Raw genomic sequence first — 13,604 nt, forward strand, 5'->3', positions numbered from 1 at the left:
ATTATGAAATTTTTTCTGATCAGCGACAATATCGATACACAGATGGGCCTGCGTCTGGTTGGCATTGAAGGGGTCGTGGTTCATGAACGCCGTGATTTTCTGGAAATATTGGAAGAAAAGATGCATGATGAATCCATTGCCATTATTTTGATAACGACCAAGCTGGTCACGATGTGTCCGGATATTATTTCTGAAATCAAACTGAAGCAGCAGAAACCGCTGATTGTAGAAATACCGGATCGATATGGAAATTCTAAAATCGGAGAAACGATCGATGCGTATGTTTCAAGTGCAATCGGGGTAAAACTATGAGAGGTGAAACGATGAATGATTTAGATAAAATCGTTTTCTACATGAAAGAGGAAATCAATAAGCAGGCGGATGCAGAGGTTGAGCATATTCAAAAAGAGGCTGATGAAATCAGGGAAAGAGAAGAAAAAAAGGTGATGGATGAGGCAAAAAAAGAAGCGGATCTCCACTTAGAAGCCGCTAAGCGAAGAATGAGCCAGAAGAAGTCACAGATGATATCTCAATATCAAAGCGATAAGACCAAGACATTGATTCAGCAGCGTAATGCTTATACTCAAAAGCTTTTTGATGAAGTCAAAGAGAAGCTTTTGGAGTTCTGTTCAAGTGATGATTATCTTGAGTATATGAAGAAAAAGATCGATAAGTATGCCTTTGATCAAAAGGTAAACGTATATGTGAAAAAAGAAGATTTAAGGCTAGAGAAGATGTTCAAGGAAAAGCTTGATTGTGAAGTTTTAGCGGGTGACATTGAAATCGGCGGCTTTAAAATTGAAACATGGAATCAGCAGATCATGGATGAAACGCTGGACAGTGCATTAAAAGATCAGCGTGTCTGGTTTGAGGATCATTCCATGATGATCTTACAGTAAGGAGGCTATATGAGCGAAAACAGAATTTATTCAATCAACGGGCCGGTAGTTAAGGTAAGAAATGCTAAGGATTTTTCCATGATGGAAATGGTTTATGTCGGAGATGCACAGCTTGTTGGAGAAGTAATTTCCATCAGTGAGAAGGAAACGACGATACAGGTATATGAATCTACGACAGGTCTTCGGCCGGGAGAACCGGTAGAAGGCACAGGCTCTCCGATCAGCGTTACATTAGGTCCGGGAATTTTAAGAAATATCTTTGACGGAATTGAACGTCCTCTTGAACAGATCGAGGCTGAAGCCGGAGCCTTTATTCCGACTGGCAGCCATGTAGCACCGTTGGATGTTCATAAGAAATGGTCCGTTACGGTTTGTGTTAAAAAAGGAGATCGGGTAAAGGGCGGCGATATTTTCGCAACGACCCCTGAAACGAACCTGATCGTTCATAAATGTATGATCCACCCTGATTTAAGTGGTGAGGTTGTTGATTGTGTTGCTGATGGTGATTATACGATCGAAGACACGATCATAAAGGTAAAGGATGATAACGGGGTCATTCATGAATGTAAGATGGCACAGAAATGGCCGATCAAAGATCCTCGTCCGGTAGCAAAACGTCTTCCTTTATCAATTCCGTTGATTACTGGTCAGCGTGTCGTTGATACGCTGTTCCCAATTGCGAAAGGCGGTACGGCTGCTGTTCCCGGGGGATTTGGTACAGGAAAGACAATGATGCAGCATCAGCTTGCAAAATGGTGTGATGCAGATATTATCGTATATGTCGGCTGTGGAGAACGTGGTAACGAGATGACACAGGTATTGGAAGAATTTAGAGAATTGATCGATCCAAAGAGCAAACAGCCGTTGACCGATCGAACTGTGTTGATTGCCAATACATCAAACATGCCGGTAGCAGCGCGTGAAGCATCAATCTATACAGGTGTTACATTAGCTGAATATTATCGTGATATGGGTTATCACGTAGCTATTATGGCGGATTCAACGAGCCGTTGGGCTGAAGCCTTGCGTGAGATCAGCGGACGTTTGGAAGAAATGCCGGCTGAAGAAGGATTCCCGGCTTATCTGCCTTCACGTATTTCGCAGTTTTATGAACGTGCCGGTTATATGGAAACGCTGAATGGTCAAAATGGATCTGTTTCGATCATCGGTGCCGTATCGCCGCAGGGAGCTGACTTTTCTGAACCGGTCACACAGAATACGAAGCGTTTCGTACGCTGTTTCTGGGCATTGGATAAAGCATTGGCCTATGCAAGACATTATGCAGCGGTCAATTGGAATCAGAGTTATAGTGAATATATCAGCGATCTTGAAAATTACTATAACGAGCATGTCAGTCCACGCTTTTTAAAGGACCGACAGGAAATCATGCAAATTTTAAATGAAGAAACGAAGCTGATGGAAATCGTGAAGCTGATCGGATCGGATGTTTTGCCGGATGATCAGAAATGTACGATTGAAATCGCCAAGCTGATCCGTGTTGGCTTTCTGCAGCAGAATGCCTTCCACCCGGAAGATACCTATGTACCTTTGGATAAGCAATTGAAGATGATGGATGTGATCCTGCATCTTAATAAGCGTTGCAAGGAATGTGTGGAAAAGGGAATACCGGTCAGCACGATTCTTTCATTGGGCTTATTTGAAAAAATCGTAAAGATGAAATATGATGTACCGAATAATGATCTTCATCTTCTTGATGATTATATCAAGGAAATTGATGAAAAGATCTTATCCATTCAATAGAAAGGAGGATGCTTGTGAGCTTGCGTTATAAAGGATTGAGTGAAATCAATGGACCTTTGGTTGTCTTGGATCACGTTCAAAATGCCAGTTTTGATGAAATTGTCGAGCTGGAGCTTGAGAACGGTTCAACGCGAACAGGTAGAATCGTTCAAATTGAAGGGGAAAAAGTGGTCATTCAGGTTTTTGAAGGAACCAATAAGATTTCATTGGTCAATACGACGACTCGACTGATGGGTCATCCGATGGAGCTGCCGCTTTCAAAAGAAATTTTGGGACGTACATTTAACGGAGCCGGTAAGCCGATCGATAATTTAGGAAATGTTTTTGCGGAAAAAAGGATGGATATCAACGGTCTGCCTTTAAATCCGGTCAGCCGTGTATATCCGCGTAATTATATCAATACAGGTATTTCCAGCATTGATGCACTGATGACATTGATTCGCGGACAGAAGCTGCCTATCTTTTCAGGCAGTGGTATGCCGCATAATCAATTGGCTGTACAGATCGTTAAACAGGCCAATATTGCTGATAAAGAGGGTGCAGGCTTCTGTATCGTATTTGCGGCAATGGGTGTTAAGAACGATGTTGCTGATTATTTTAAAAGAAGCTTTGAAGAAGCAGGAGTTATGGAGCGTGTCGTGATGTTTGTCAATCTGGCAAATGATCCGATCATTGAACGTATCCTGACGCCTCGCTGCGCTTTGACGGCTGCAGAGTATTTGGCATATGAAAAGGATATGCAGGTGCTTGTTATTCTTAGTGATATGACAAGCTATTGTGAAGCAGTCCGTGAATTCTCAAGCTCAAAGGGTGAAATTCCGGGACGTAAAGGATATCCGGGATATTTATATTCTGACTTGGCTTCTTTATATGAAAGAGCCGGTATCATCAAGGGAAGCAAGGGATCTGTTACTCAGATTCCGATCCTGACGATGCCTAATGATGATATTACGCACCCCGTACCGGACCTTACCGGATATATTACGGAAGGACAGATATCACTGGATCGAAACTTAGACCAGATGGGTATCTATCCGCCGGTAGGTGTACTGCCTTCTCTGTCACGTTTGATGAAGGACGGTATCGGTGAAGGTTATACGCGTGCCGATCATTCGGCATTAAGCAACCAGCTGTTTGCTTCTTATGCGAAGGTTTCGGATGCGAAAAGTCTGGCCAGCGTTATCGGTGAAGATGAACTGAGCGATATTGATAAAAAATATATGTTGTTTGGAAATTTATTTGAAGAACATTTTCTAAATCAAGGCTTTGACTGCAATCGAACGATTGATGAAACATTGGATCTTGGATGGAAGCTTTTATCCGTACTTCCAAAAAGTGAGCTGGATCGTGTTGATGATGAGGTTCTTGATAAATTCTATGATCATGAATCAGCAGTTCAGGAATTTGGATTAAAAGAAGAAAAACTCATCAAAGAATTGGAGAGATCCGTGAATGGCTAATCAGGTATTTCCGACAAAAGGAAATTTGATCGCATCAAAAAAATCTTTGGATCTTGCTTCGATGGGTTACGATCTGATGGATCGTAAGCGGAATATCCTGATTCGTGAAATGATGGAACAGGTTGATAATGTCAAGAAGATACGTGATGATATTGAAAAGGTATATGGTGAAGCCTATTATGCTTTATCTGAAGCGAATATGTCATTAGGTCTTATCAGTGATATTGTTGATGAAGTGCCGATCGATAATGGGATCCATGTGACCTATCGTAGTGTAATGGGGGTTGAGCTTCCTAAGATCACTTATGATGAGCCGAGTCTTGAATTGACATATGGATTAGATCGAGCTAATTCAAAGCTGGATTATTGTTATCGCTGCTTTACAAAAGTTAAACAGCTAACGATCATTCTTGTACAGGTCGAAAATAGTGTTTACCGTTTGGCAAATGCTATCATGAAGACACAGAAACGAGCAAATGCGTTGAAAAATATCGTGATTCCGAATATGGAATCAACGGTTAAATTCATTACAGAATCACTGGAAGAAAAGGAAAGGGAAGAATTCTCCCGACAGAAGGTGATCAAATCGATGATGGATCGCAAAAAGGCAGGATCTTAAGGATAGATCGTGCATTAACTGTTTGAAATAAGACAGAGAGGATCGATATGAAGTGATTTCATAACGATCCTCTTTTATATTAGGAAATTTCAAATTCAAGGGGGTAAAAGGTCAAAAAAAACACCCTGACATAAAAGGTGCATTAAAAACAGGAATAGATGGAATGTTTTTCATTCTTGCATTTATTATAGTAGTCGATCGTTATAACTTTAATGTTTTCGCATTTATAGCACACCGATGAGAAATGATCAGACCACATTCTTCTTTCACTGATCTTTGCAATCAGCCATGAGGGATTCTTTTGAAAGAAAGAGGAAAGGAATCATAGAAAACCCGGCAGTCATGTGATTCACTGGAAGAAAGACGCATGATAAAGATGGGATCCTGCTATGAAAAATAAGCTTATATTGGAACATTTCACCAATGCCTTACGTTTTAGAGAAAAAAGATGAGAAGGTGTCAGTGGAATCATGCAGTGGGCAGGCAGGTATGCAGATAAGGGAGTTACTTATTTGTATATGATTTCATTTTCTTGTATCTGTTTAATATAGATGATGATTTGATATAACAATAACCAGGAATGTGTATCCTGGTTATCGTATGTTATAAGAATGCTTTTTTTATAATATAAAAAAAGATGATAGAGTTTGAATTCTATCATCTTATCTTAAGACTTGTATTAATACATCTGGTTTGGCATAGCAGCAGCTGTATCGTTTTCAGACTTGATTTCAGCAATACCGGCCTCTGTTGTGATGAAGAGGGCAGAGATACTGGCAGCATTCAATAGAGCGCTTCTTGTAACTTTAGTAGGATCGATGATGCCCTTTTCAAACATATCTACCCATTCGCCTGTCTTCGCATCAAATCCGACATTCTTATCAGCTTTCTTCTGTGCTTCAATGATATCCTCAGAGTTATAACCGGAGTTTTCAGCAATCTGTGAAATTGGTGTAAACAGTGATTCCATCACGATGCTGATACCTTTTTGAACATCTCGGATATCGCTCTTCAATACAGGTTTTAATTCCTTGTAAGCCTCAACAAGAGCAGCACCGCCACCAATGACGATACCTTCGCTGACAGCAGCCTTGGTTGCATTCAATGCATCCTCGATACGCAGTTTCTTTTCTTTAAGCTCACTTTCAGTAGTAGCGCCTACTTTGATCGTAGCCACACCATTTGTCAGTTTACCTAGACGTTCCTTGAACTGTTTCTTATCATAATCACTTGTTGAAGTTTCGATACGTTTCTTGATTTCTTCAACACGTTCCATCACAGCTTCATTCTTTTCATTGCCGCTGATCAGAGTTGTAGAATCCTTTGTAACGATGATCTTCTTGATCGTTCCTAACTGATCAAGTGTTGCATCCTCAAGCTTCATATTCAAATCAGTATTGAAATAAGTAGCATTTGTCAAGGCAGCAATATCCATCAGCATTTCTTTTTGGTTATCGCCAAAGCCCGGAGCCTTTGTCGCAACGATATTGAACGTTCCTCTTAACTTATTTAAAACCAATGTTGAGATAACTTCGTTTTCATAATCTTCAGCAATCATCAGCAATGGACGATTTGTCTTGATGATCTGTTCCAAAATAGGCAGGATTTCCTGAATGTTATTGATCTTCTGGTTGGTAACTAATACATAAGGGTTATCCATTTCAACCTGCATCTTTTCGCGATCGCTGACCATATAAGGTGAAACATATCCTTTGTCATACTGCATACCTTCGCTGATTTCAAGCTCATCATCAAAACCGTTTGATTCATCGACATTGATGATACCGTCTTTTCCAACCTTATCCATAGCTTTCGCAATCAAATCACCGATTTCCTTGCTGCCGGATGAGATGGAAGCAACAGAAGCAATATCACTGTTTGTTTCAACTGTATGAGAATTCTTCAAAATTGTTTTCGCAACTTCCTTGCTGGCATATTCGATACCTTCACGCATCAATACCGGGTTATATCCGTTATCAACAGCTTTGATGCCCTGATTGATCATGCTTCTTGCAAGAATCGTAGCTGTTGTCGTTCCATCACCGGCGACATCATTTGTGTTGTTGGCAACTTCATAAACGAGCTTAGCACCCATATTTTCAAATTTATCTTCTAATTCGATTTCTTTGGCAATCGTTACACCATCATTTGTGATGAGCGGGGAACCATAGCTTTTCTCCAATACGACGTTTCTTCCTTTAGGACCCAGTGTAACGCATACTGTGTCTGCGAGCGTATTCACACCCTTTAACATGCTTTTACGTGCATCATTTGAATATCTTACTTCTTTGCTCATTTTTTATTCCTCCCTTTAGTTACTCTACAATAGCTAATATGTCTTTTTCTTCAATGACAACATAATCTTCATGATCTAAAGTAATGCTTGTTCCGGAATATTCCTTGTAAACGACACGATCATTTTCTTTGATCTCGGATTCACATTTAGGACCTTTTGCTAATACTTTGCCAACACTTGGCATCTTCTTGTTTTCTGTTGTTAAAATAATACCACTTGAAGTCTTGTTTTCAATTTCTTCTTTTTTTAATACGACCTGATTGTGTAATGGCTTTAGCATAAAATTAATCACTCCTTATTTTTAGCACTCGCCAAAACTAAGTGCTAGTATATTTATACCACGTTGTTAGCAATCTGTCAATATGACTGCTAACATTTTTTTAAAAACTTTTTGAAATCAGATGATCCATCTGCATATGAGAGGATTTGACTGATGAAAATGTCGGAAAAAAGAGAAATAGGGAAATATATAAAAAAGCGAAAGCATTCATATAAAGGCTTTCGCTAATCTTCGAATGGTGGTTTCGGGCAGAATCGAACTGCCGACACACGGATTTTCAGTCCGTTGCTCTACCGACTGAGCTACGAAACCATTTGGTTGCGGGAGAAGGATTTGAACCAACGACCTTCGGGTTATGAGCCCGACGAGCTACCAGACTGCTCCATCCCGCGATGTGTAAATAAATTTTTTTAGGAAATGGCGGAGGAACTGGGATTCGAACCCAGGCGCCGGTTTCCCGACCTACCGGTTTTCAAGACCGGACCCTTCAGCCACTTGGGTATTCCTCCACTATTTAACTAAAATGGTGGACCATGTAGGACTTGAACCCACGACCCACCGGTTATGAGCCGGATGCTCTAACCAACTGAGCTAATGGTCCAGGTTTAAATATATGGTGGCGGGGATGGGACTCGAACCCATGACCTTCCGGGTATGAACCGGATGCTCTAGCCAACTAAGCTACCCAGCCAAATTAATGGTCGGGATGACAGGATTCGAACCTGCGACCCCTTGATCCCAAATCAAGTGCACTACCAAGCTGTGCTACATCCCGTTAAATGGCGCGCCGTACAGGAATCGAACCCACAACCTTTTGATCCGTAGTCAAACGCTCTATCCAGTTGAGCTAACGGCGCATTTTAGCACTAATCAGTGCCTATATATAATAACCTAGCTTTCCTTAAATTGCAAGAACTTTTTTAAAAAAATTTATTTAATGTGCAAGAAATTTGAAAAAATGCAGCGTTCTTTGTGTAAAATATCAATTTTATCGATATTCTTTATCCTTAATGTTCATATTATGGATTAAATATAAAAGATAACATTAGAAACTTAATATAAATTCTAAATATATGTTTTCATCATTTATAAAATGTGTTAGAATAATGTTGAAAGTGAGGGTGATAGCATGTTCTTAAATTTAAATGTATCTCAGTCATTTTCAGAAAATTATATATTGAAATCATAGATGTTTTTGACGCATCTATTTTTTCTTTTATTGGTTTTGAATTGTATAATCGTGAGGATATGGCTCACAAGTTTCTACCGCTTTTCCGTAAAAAAAGCGACTACAAAGCAAAAGTCTTTTTTGTTTTGTGGACATTAGATTTCTAATGTCTTTTTATATTTAAAGAAGGAGAGAAAGATGGAAAGAAAACCGTTGGTGGGAATCGTAATGGGTTCCATGAGTGATTTTGACTGTGTTGTGGAAACAACAAAGCTTTTGGAGGAATTTGATATTCCTTATGAAAAGATCGTATTAAGTGCACACCGTACTCCGGATGAAACGATGGCTTATGCAAAGAGCGCTTATGAAAGAGGATTGAAGATCATCGTAGCTGCGGCAGGCGGAGCAGCACATCTGGCAGGAGTTATTGCGGGATGTACTACGCTTCCGGTCATCGGTATTCCTATTAAGACAAGCACGCTGGATGGTTTGGATTCATTATTAAGCATCGTTCAGATGCCGGCAGGCGTTCCGGTTGCTACCGTTGCGATCGGTAAAGCGGGAGCTAAGAATGCCGCTGTGCTTTGTGCGACGATTTTGGGTGCTTTTGATGAAAAGTATCACCAGAAGATGCTGGAGCATAAAGAAAGCATGAAACGGAATGTGCTTGAAAATATGAAATTCTAGGAGGGAACATGAAGGTTAGCGAGAGAGTATTCGTTGAGAAAAAAGAAGGATTTCAAGTTGAGGCCAAAGATCTTTTTGCACAGTTAAAAGAGAATTTTCATATTCAGCCTTCTTCGATGCGTCTGGTGAATGTCTACGATGTTTTTAACATTGAAAAAGATATTCTTGAAAAGGCCAAGGCAACGGTTTTTAGTGAGCCGGTCGTTGATGTTGTTTTAGAGGATGTAGAAGCTTCAGGCATGAATGTGATTGCGATAGAAACGCTTCCGGGGCAGTATGATCAAAGAGCCGATAGTGCCATGCAGTGTGTTAAGCTGTTAGATCCGACGGACAGCTGTGTGATCACCAGCGGTAAGCTTTTGATCTTTGACTGTGATCTAAGTGAAGAAGAATATGAGAAGGTTTCTCATTATGTGATCAATCCTATTGAAACAAGAAAGAAGAATATGGATGTGCTGAGCATTGATTCAAATGTCGATGTGAAGCCATTGAAGGATTATAGCGGATTTATTGATATGAATGATCAGCAGATCGAAGCTTTTCTGAAAGAAGAAGGACTTGCAATGTCCAAAGAAGATCTTTTGATGGTTCAGGATTATTTTAAGAATACTGAAAAAAGAGATCCAAGCGAAACTGAAATCCGGGTCTTAGATACTTATTGGTCGGATCATTGTCGTCATACGACTTTTGAAACCTGTCTGAAAGATATCAAGATCACGACTTCACGTTTCAAAGAAGACATTCAGACGGCATTAGATCGTTATATGGAATTAAGAAAAGAGAACGGACGTTGTGAAAAGCCGATCACTTTAATGGATATGGCTACGATCAATGCGAGAGATCTGAGAAATAAGAAAATGGCGGATGAAGTTGAAGTCAGTGAAGAGATTAATGCCTGCAGCGTCTTTATTGACGTGGATCATGATGGCGTCATGGAAAAATGGCTGCTTCAGTTTAAAAATGAAACGCATAATCATCCAACGGAAATTGAGCCGTTCGGTGGTGCCAGCACTTGTATCGGAGGAGCGATCCGCGATCCTTTGAGTGGCCGGAGCTATGTCTATCAGGCAATGCGCATCAGTGGCAGCGGTAATGTTTTAGAAAGTATTGAAAAGACGATGGAAGGCAAGCTTCCGCAGAAAGTAATTTCTAAGAAGGCAGCACAGGGAAATTCCTCTTATGGCAATCAGATCGGTCTGCCGACAACTTTCGTACGTGAGATCTATCATGATTCTTATGTCGCAAAACATATGGAGGTAGGAGCTATCGTTGGTGCCAGCAAGGTTGAGAACGTACGAAGAGAAACACCTGTAAATAAAGATGTCGTCATCTTATTGGGTGGGCGTACCGGACGTGATGGTATCGGTGGTGCTACCGGCTCCAGCAAAGAACATAATGTAAAATCATTGGAGGTCTGTGCAAGTGAAGTACAGAAAGGAAATGCTCCTGAAGAAAGAAAAATTCAGCGTTTATTCAGAAATGAAGCGTGTACGAAATTAATTAAAAAGTGTAACGATTTTGGCGCAGGCGGTGTCTGTGTGGCCATTGGTGAGCTGGCAAGCGGCTTAAAGATCAATCTTGATTTGGTGCGTACGAAATATGCCGGTTTGAATGCGACAGAAATTGCCATCAGTGAAAGTCAGGAAAGAATGGCGGTTGTAGTTGCCGCTGATGATGCAGACAGATTCATATCTATGGCTGAGGCTGAAAATCTGGAAGCCTATGTAGTGGCTGTTGTCAATGATTCCAACCGTTTGGTCATGGAATATCATGGTGAAGTAGTTGTTGATCTGGCCCGTGATTTTATTGATACGAGCGGAGCACGCCAACATGCTGATGTGAATATTGATACATTATCAGGTAAGAATCCATTTAGAAGCGAACTTGAATGCAATGAAGAAAATATCTGTCACATTCTTTCTGATATGAATGTTGCTTCGCAAAAAGGATTGGCAGAAATGTTCGATGCTTCGATCGGAAGTACGACCGTTTTGATGCCGTTTGGCGGAAAAACGCAGCTGACACCTGCTCAGGCAAGCGTTCAAAAGCTTCCGGTACTTGATGGCAGGACCAAAACCTGTTCCATTCTTACATATGGCTTTGACCCGGAGGTCATGGAGTATTCTTGCTTCGTCGGTGCTCAAAACAGCGTCCTGCAATCTATGGCCAAGGTTATTGCTGTCGGTGGCAAGATGGAGCATATCCATTTCTCATTTCAGGAATATTTTGAGCGTTTAGGAAAGAATGAGCGTTCATGGGGAAAGGTAACAGAGGCGTTATTAGGAGCAATTGCCGTTCAGGATAAATTTAAGATTGCAGCCATCGGCGGTAAAGATTCAATGTCAGGTACTTTCCAGGATATTTCCGTCGTACCTACATTAATTTCTTTTGCTTGTGCGCATGGTGATGTAGATAACATTATTTCCAATGAACTAAAAGGAAAGGGTCATGTGTTAAGTCTTGTTGCTCCTGTATTTGATTTTGAAAAATTTGATTTAGATAGCGTTCAAAAAACATTCGAAGAAATGGAACGTCTGATTCAGTCCAAAAAGGTACTCGCCTGCAGCGTCATTGAAAAAGGCGGCGCGGCAGCAACCTTGTTTAAGATGGCGTTTGGCAATATGATCGGTTTTGATGTCAAACTAAAACATGTCTTTGATTTTATGCCGGCCTGCTTTATCGTCGAAAGTGAAGAAGCATTGGGCAGTGAATATGCAGTGATCATTGGTCATACCTCTGATAAGGTGCGCATCAATGGTATTGAGGTTGATATGGACAAGGCTGCAGAGGCTTATATGTCAACTTTTGAAAAATTATATCCAACGGTTTCCCAAAGCAGCAAAGCGTTGATTCCTTATCATGACACAGCATCAACACAAGTATTTAAATCCAGGCATTTAGTGGATGAGGTACATGTCTGCATTCCAGTCTTCCCGGGTACTAACTGTGAATACGATACGGCACGTGCTTTTGAGGAAGAGGGAGCCATTACCCATATCTTTGTATTCAGAAATGAAACCGAGCAGATGATTTTTGACAGTATTGATGAGTTGGTGGAACTTTTAGGTCAATGTCAGATCCTGGCGTTCCCAGGCGGTTTTTCAAGTGGTGATGAACCGGATGGCAGTGCCAAGTTTATCGTGAATGTGCTGCAGAATGAGAAGGTCAAGAAGGCGGTTCATGATCTTTTGGATCGTGATGGCTTGATCTTAGGTATCTGCAATGGCTTCCAGGCATTGGTGAAATCAGGATTGCTGCCTTATGGAAGAATCAGGACGCTGGATGAGAGTGCGCCGACACTGTTTAGAAATGATATCAACCGTCATATCTCAACGATTGTTCATACACGCGTGGCCAGCAATCATTCACCATGGCTTGCTCATGAACAGGTAGGCGATGTGTATTCCATTGCTGTCAGTCATGGAGAAGGCAAGTTTGTCGTGAGTGAAGAACTGGCGGAAGAGCTTTTTGAAAAGGGATGTGTTGCTTTCCAGTATTGTGACGATGAGGGAAGGCTTAGCTATGATTCGCATAGCAATGTCAATGGTTCTTGTTATGCCATTGAAGGCATAACGTCCTTTGATGGTCACATCTTAGGAAAAATGGGTCATTCCGAAAGATATTTCAATGATGTGTTTAAGAATATTCCGGGCAAGAAGAAACAAAGTATTTTTGCCAGCGGTGTTCAATATTTTAAAAAATAGGTGAGGAGAGAAAAAATGGAAAAAAGAGAATTTCTTTATGAAGGTAAGGCAAAACAGATTTATGCCACAGATGATCCGGATAAGATCATCATTCATTACAAGGATGATGCCACGGCTTTTAATGGTGAAAAGAAGGGACAAATTGAAAATAAAGGCTATTTGAATAATCAGATCAGTTATATCATTTTCAAGAAACTGGAAGAAAAGGGAATCAAGACACATTTGATCGAAAAGCTGAATGACCGTGATCAGCTTTGTCGTAAAGTTTCCATCATTCCGTTGGAAGTGATCGTACGTAATTATATTGCCGGAAGCATGTCGAAACGCTTAGGTATCGAAGAGGGAACGAAGCCGGACAATGTGATTTATGAGATCTGTTACAAGGATGATGATCTGGGAGATCCGCTGATCAATGATCACCATGCCGTTGCATTGAAGGCAGCAACCTATGATGAGTTAAAGAAGATCTATGAAATGACAAAGACGATCAATGAAGTGATGGTCGATATGTGGGATCGTTTAGGAATTATTCTTGTAGATTTTAAAATTGAATTTGGACGTACATCGGATGGTGAAATCGTGTTGGCGGATGAAATTTCACCGGATACTTGTCGTCTGTGGGATAAGGAAACAAAAGAAAAGCTTGATAAGGATCGTTTCCGTAGAAATCTTGGAAATGTAGAGGATGCTTATCAGGAAATTTTAAAGAGATTATCAAATTAAGGAGAAA

The 13,604-nt window shown here is 40.7% G+C and carries 10 protein-coding genes, 7 tRNA genes and 1 riboswitch; of the genes, 8 read left to right on the plus strand and 9 right to left on the minus strand.

Annotated elements, in window-relative coordinates; all coding sequences use genetic code 11:
* Positions 1 to 3 precede the first annotated feature (3 nt).
* The 5 genes from ACZYT3_RS00835 to ACZYT3_RS00855 are packed head-to-tail and all read left to right on the plus strand — an operon-like array spanning position 4 to position 4,739.
* A complete protein-coding gene (locus tag ACZYT3_RS00835; protein ID WP_464087335.1) occupies positions 4 to 312 on the plus strand; it encodes a V-type ATP synthase subunit F in 309 nt (102 codons plus the stop codon).
* A gap of 11 nt (positions 313 to 323) precedes the next feature.
* Positions 324 to 899: a V-type ATP synthase subunit E gene (locus tag ACZYT3_RS00840; protein ID WP_294563009.1), complete on the plus strand. Its 576-nt coding sequence runs from the start codon at positions 324 to 326 to the stop codon at positions 897 to 899.
* A 9-nt stretch (positions 900 to 908) separates the two neighbouring features.
* Positions 909 to 2,660 carry a V-type ATP synthase subunit A gene (locus ACZYT3_RS00845; protein ID WP_464087336.1) on the plus strand — a complete coding sequence of 584 codons (1,752 nt, stop codon included), beginning with the start codon at positions 909 to 911 and terminating at the stop codon, positions 2,658 to 2,660.
* A 14-nt stretch (positions 2,661 to 2,674) separates the two neighbouring features.
* Entirely contained in the window at positions 2,675 to 4,120 is a 1,446-nt protein-coding gene (locus ACZYT3_RS00850) for a V-type ATP synthase subunit B (protein WP_294561785.1), read from the plus strand.
* Positions 4,113 to 4,739: a V-type ATP synthase subunit D gene (locus ACZYT3_RS00855; RefSeq protein ID WP_294561784.1), complete on the plus strand. Its 627-nt coding sequence runs from the start codon at positions 4,113 to 4,115 to the stop codon at positions 4,737 to 4,739. Before ACZYT3_RS00850 ends, ACZYT3_RS00855 begins: the two co-directional genes overlap by 8 nt.
* Before the next feature lie 679 nt (positions 4,740 to 5,418).
* On the opposite strand, the gene groL is transcribed toward ACZYT3_RS00855, so the two are convergent.
* The 9 genes from groL to ACZYT3_RS00900 form a co-directional block, all read right to left on the minus strand.
* Positions 5,419 to 7,035 (minus strand): chaperonin GroEL, encoded by a 1,617-nt coding sequence (groL, locus tag ACZYT3_RS00860; protein WP_464087337.1) that lies wholly within the window; start codon positions 7,033 to 7,035, stop codon positions 5,419 to 5,421.
* A 19-nt stretch (positions 7,036 to 7,054) separates the two neighbouring features.
* Positions 7,055 to 7,315: a co-chaperone GroES gene (locus ACZYT3_RS00865; protein ID WP_071442615.1), complete on the minus strand. Its 261-nt coding sequence runs from the start codon at positions 7,313 to 7,315 to the stop codon at positions 7,055 to 7,057.
* A 236-nt stretch (positions 7,316 to 7,551) separates the two neighbouring features.
* A tRNA-Phe gene (locus ACZYT3_RS00870) sits at positions 7,552 to 7,627 on the minus strand.
* A 3-nt stretch (positions 7,628 to 7,630) separates the two neighbouring features.
* Positions 7,631 to 7,707 (minus strand) — tRNA-Met (locus ACZYT3_RS00875).
* Between the two features lie 26 nt (positions 7,708 to 7,733).
* A tRNA-Ser gene (locus ACZYT3_RS00880) sits at positions 7,734 to 7,824 on the minus strand.
* 15 nt (positions 7,825 to 7,839) lie between these two features.
* Positions 7,840 to 7,916: transfer RNA gene (locus ACZYT3_RS00885), tRNA-Ile, on the minus strand.
* 13 nt (positions 7,917 to 7,929) lie between these two features.
* Positions 7,930 to 8,006 (minus strand) — tRNA-Met (locus ACZYT3_RS00890).
* Positions 8,007 to 8,013: 7 nt separating this feature from the next.
* A tRNA-Pro gene (locus ACZYT3_RS00895) sits at positions 8,014 to 8,090 on the minus strand.
* Between the two features lie 5 nt (positions 8,091 to 8,095).
* Positions 8,096 to 8,172, minus strand: a tRNA-Arg gene (locus ACZYT3_RS00900).
* 353 nt (positions 8,173 to 8,525) lie between these two features.
* Positions 8,526 to 8,627: riboswitch (purine riboswitch) on the plus strand.
* 54 nt (positions 8,628 to 8,681) lie between these two features.
* Here ACZYT3_RS00900 and purE point away from each other — a divergent pair.
* Genes purE through purC form a run of 3 tightly spaced genes read left to right on the plus strand, consistent with a single transcriptional unit; the run spans position 8,682 to position 13,597 of the window.
* Entirely contained in the window at positions 8,682 to 9,170 is a 489-nt protein-coding gene (purE, locus tag ACZYT3_RS00905; RefSeq protein WP_294561782.1) for a 5-(carboxyamino)imidazole ribonucleotide mutase, read from the plus strand.
* An 8-nt stretch (positions 9,171 to 9,178) separates the two neighbouring features.
* Entirely contained in the window at positions 9,179 to 12,874 is a 3,696-nt protein-coding gene (locus ACZYT3_RS00910; RefSeq protein ID WP_464087338.1) for a phosphoribosylformylglycinamidine synthase, read from the plus strand.
* A 15-nt stretch (positions 12,875 to 12,889) separates the two neighbouring features.
* Positions 12,890 to 13,597 carry a phosphoribosylaminoimidazolesuccinocarboxamide synthase gene (gene purC / locus ACZYT3_RS00915; RefSeq protein WP_464087339.1) on the plus strand — a complete coding sequence of 236 codons (708 nt, stop codon included), beginning with the start codon at positions 12,890 to 12,892 and terminating at the stop codon, positions 13,595 to 13,597.
* Positions 13,598 to 13,604: the final 7 nt, after the last annotated feature.

The sequence above is a fragment of the Traorella sp. mt218 genome, assembly GCF_055420025.1.

Bases quoted from the DNA above. Each gene is read 5' to 3' on its own strand.
- ACZYT3_RS00835 (WP_464087335.1), top strand. From the start codon at position 4: ATGAAATTTTTTCTGATCAGCGACAATATCGATACACAGATGGGCCTG.
- ACZYT3_RS00840 (WP_294563009.1), top strand. From the start codon at position 324: ATGAATGATTTAGATAAAATCGTTTTCTACATGAAAGAGGAAATCAAT.
- purC (WP_464087339.1), top strand. From the start codon at position 12,890: ATGGAAAAAAGAGAATTTCTTTATGAAGGTAAGGCAAAACAGATTTAT.
- ACZYT3_RS00865 (WP_071442615.1), bottom strand. From the start codon at position 7,315: ATGCTAAAGCCATTACACAATCAGGTCGTATTAAAAAAAGAAGAAATT.
- ACZYT3_RS00855 (WP_294561784.1), top strand. From the start codon at position 4,113: ATGGCTAATCAGGTATTTCCGACAAAAGGAAATTTGATCGCATCAAAA.
- ACZYT3_RS00845 (WP_464087336.1), top strand. From the start codon at position 909: ATGAGCGAAAACAGAATTTATTCAATCAACGGGCCGGTAGTTAAGGTA.
- groL (WP_464087337.1), bottom strand. From the start codon at position 7,035: ATGAGCAAAGAAGTAAGATATTCAAATGATGCACGTAAAAGCATGTTA.
- purE (WP_294561782.1), top strand. From the start codon at position 8,682: ATGGAAAGAAAACCGTTGGTGGGAATCGTAATGGGTTCCATGAGTGAT.
- ACZYT3_RS00910 (WP_464087338.1), top strand. From the start codon at position 9,179: ATGAAGGTTAGCGAGAGAGTATTCGTTGAGAAAAAAGAAGGATTTCAA.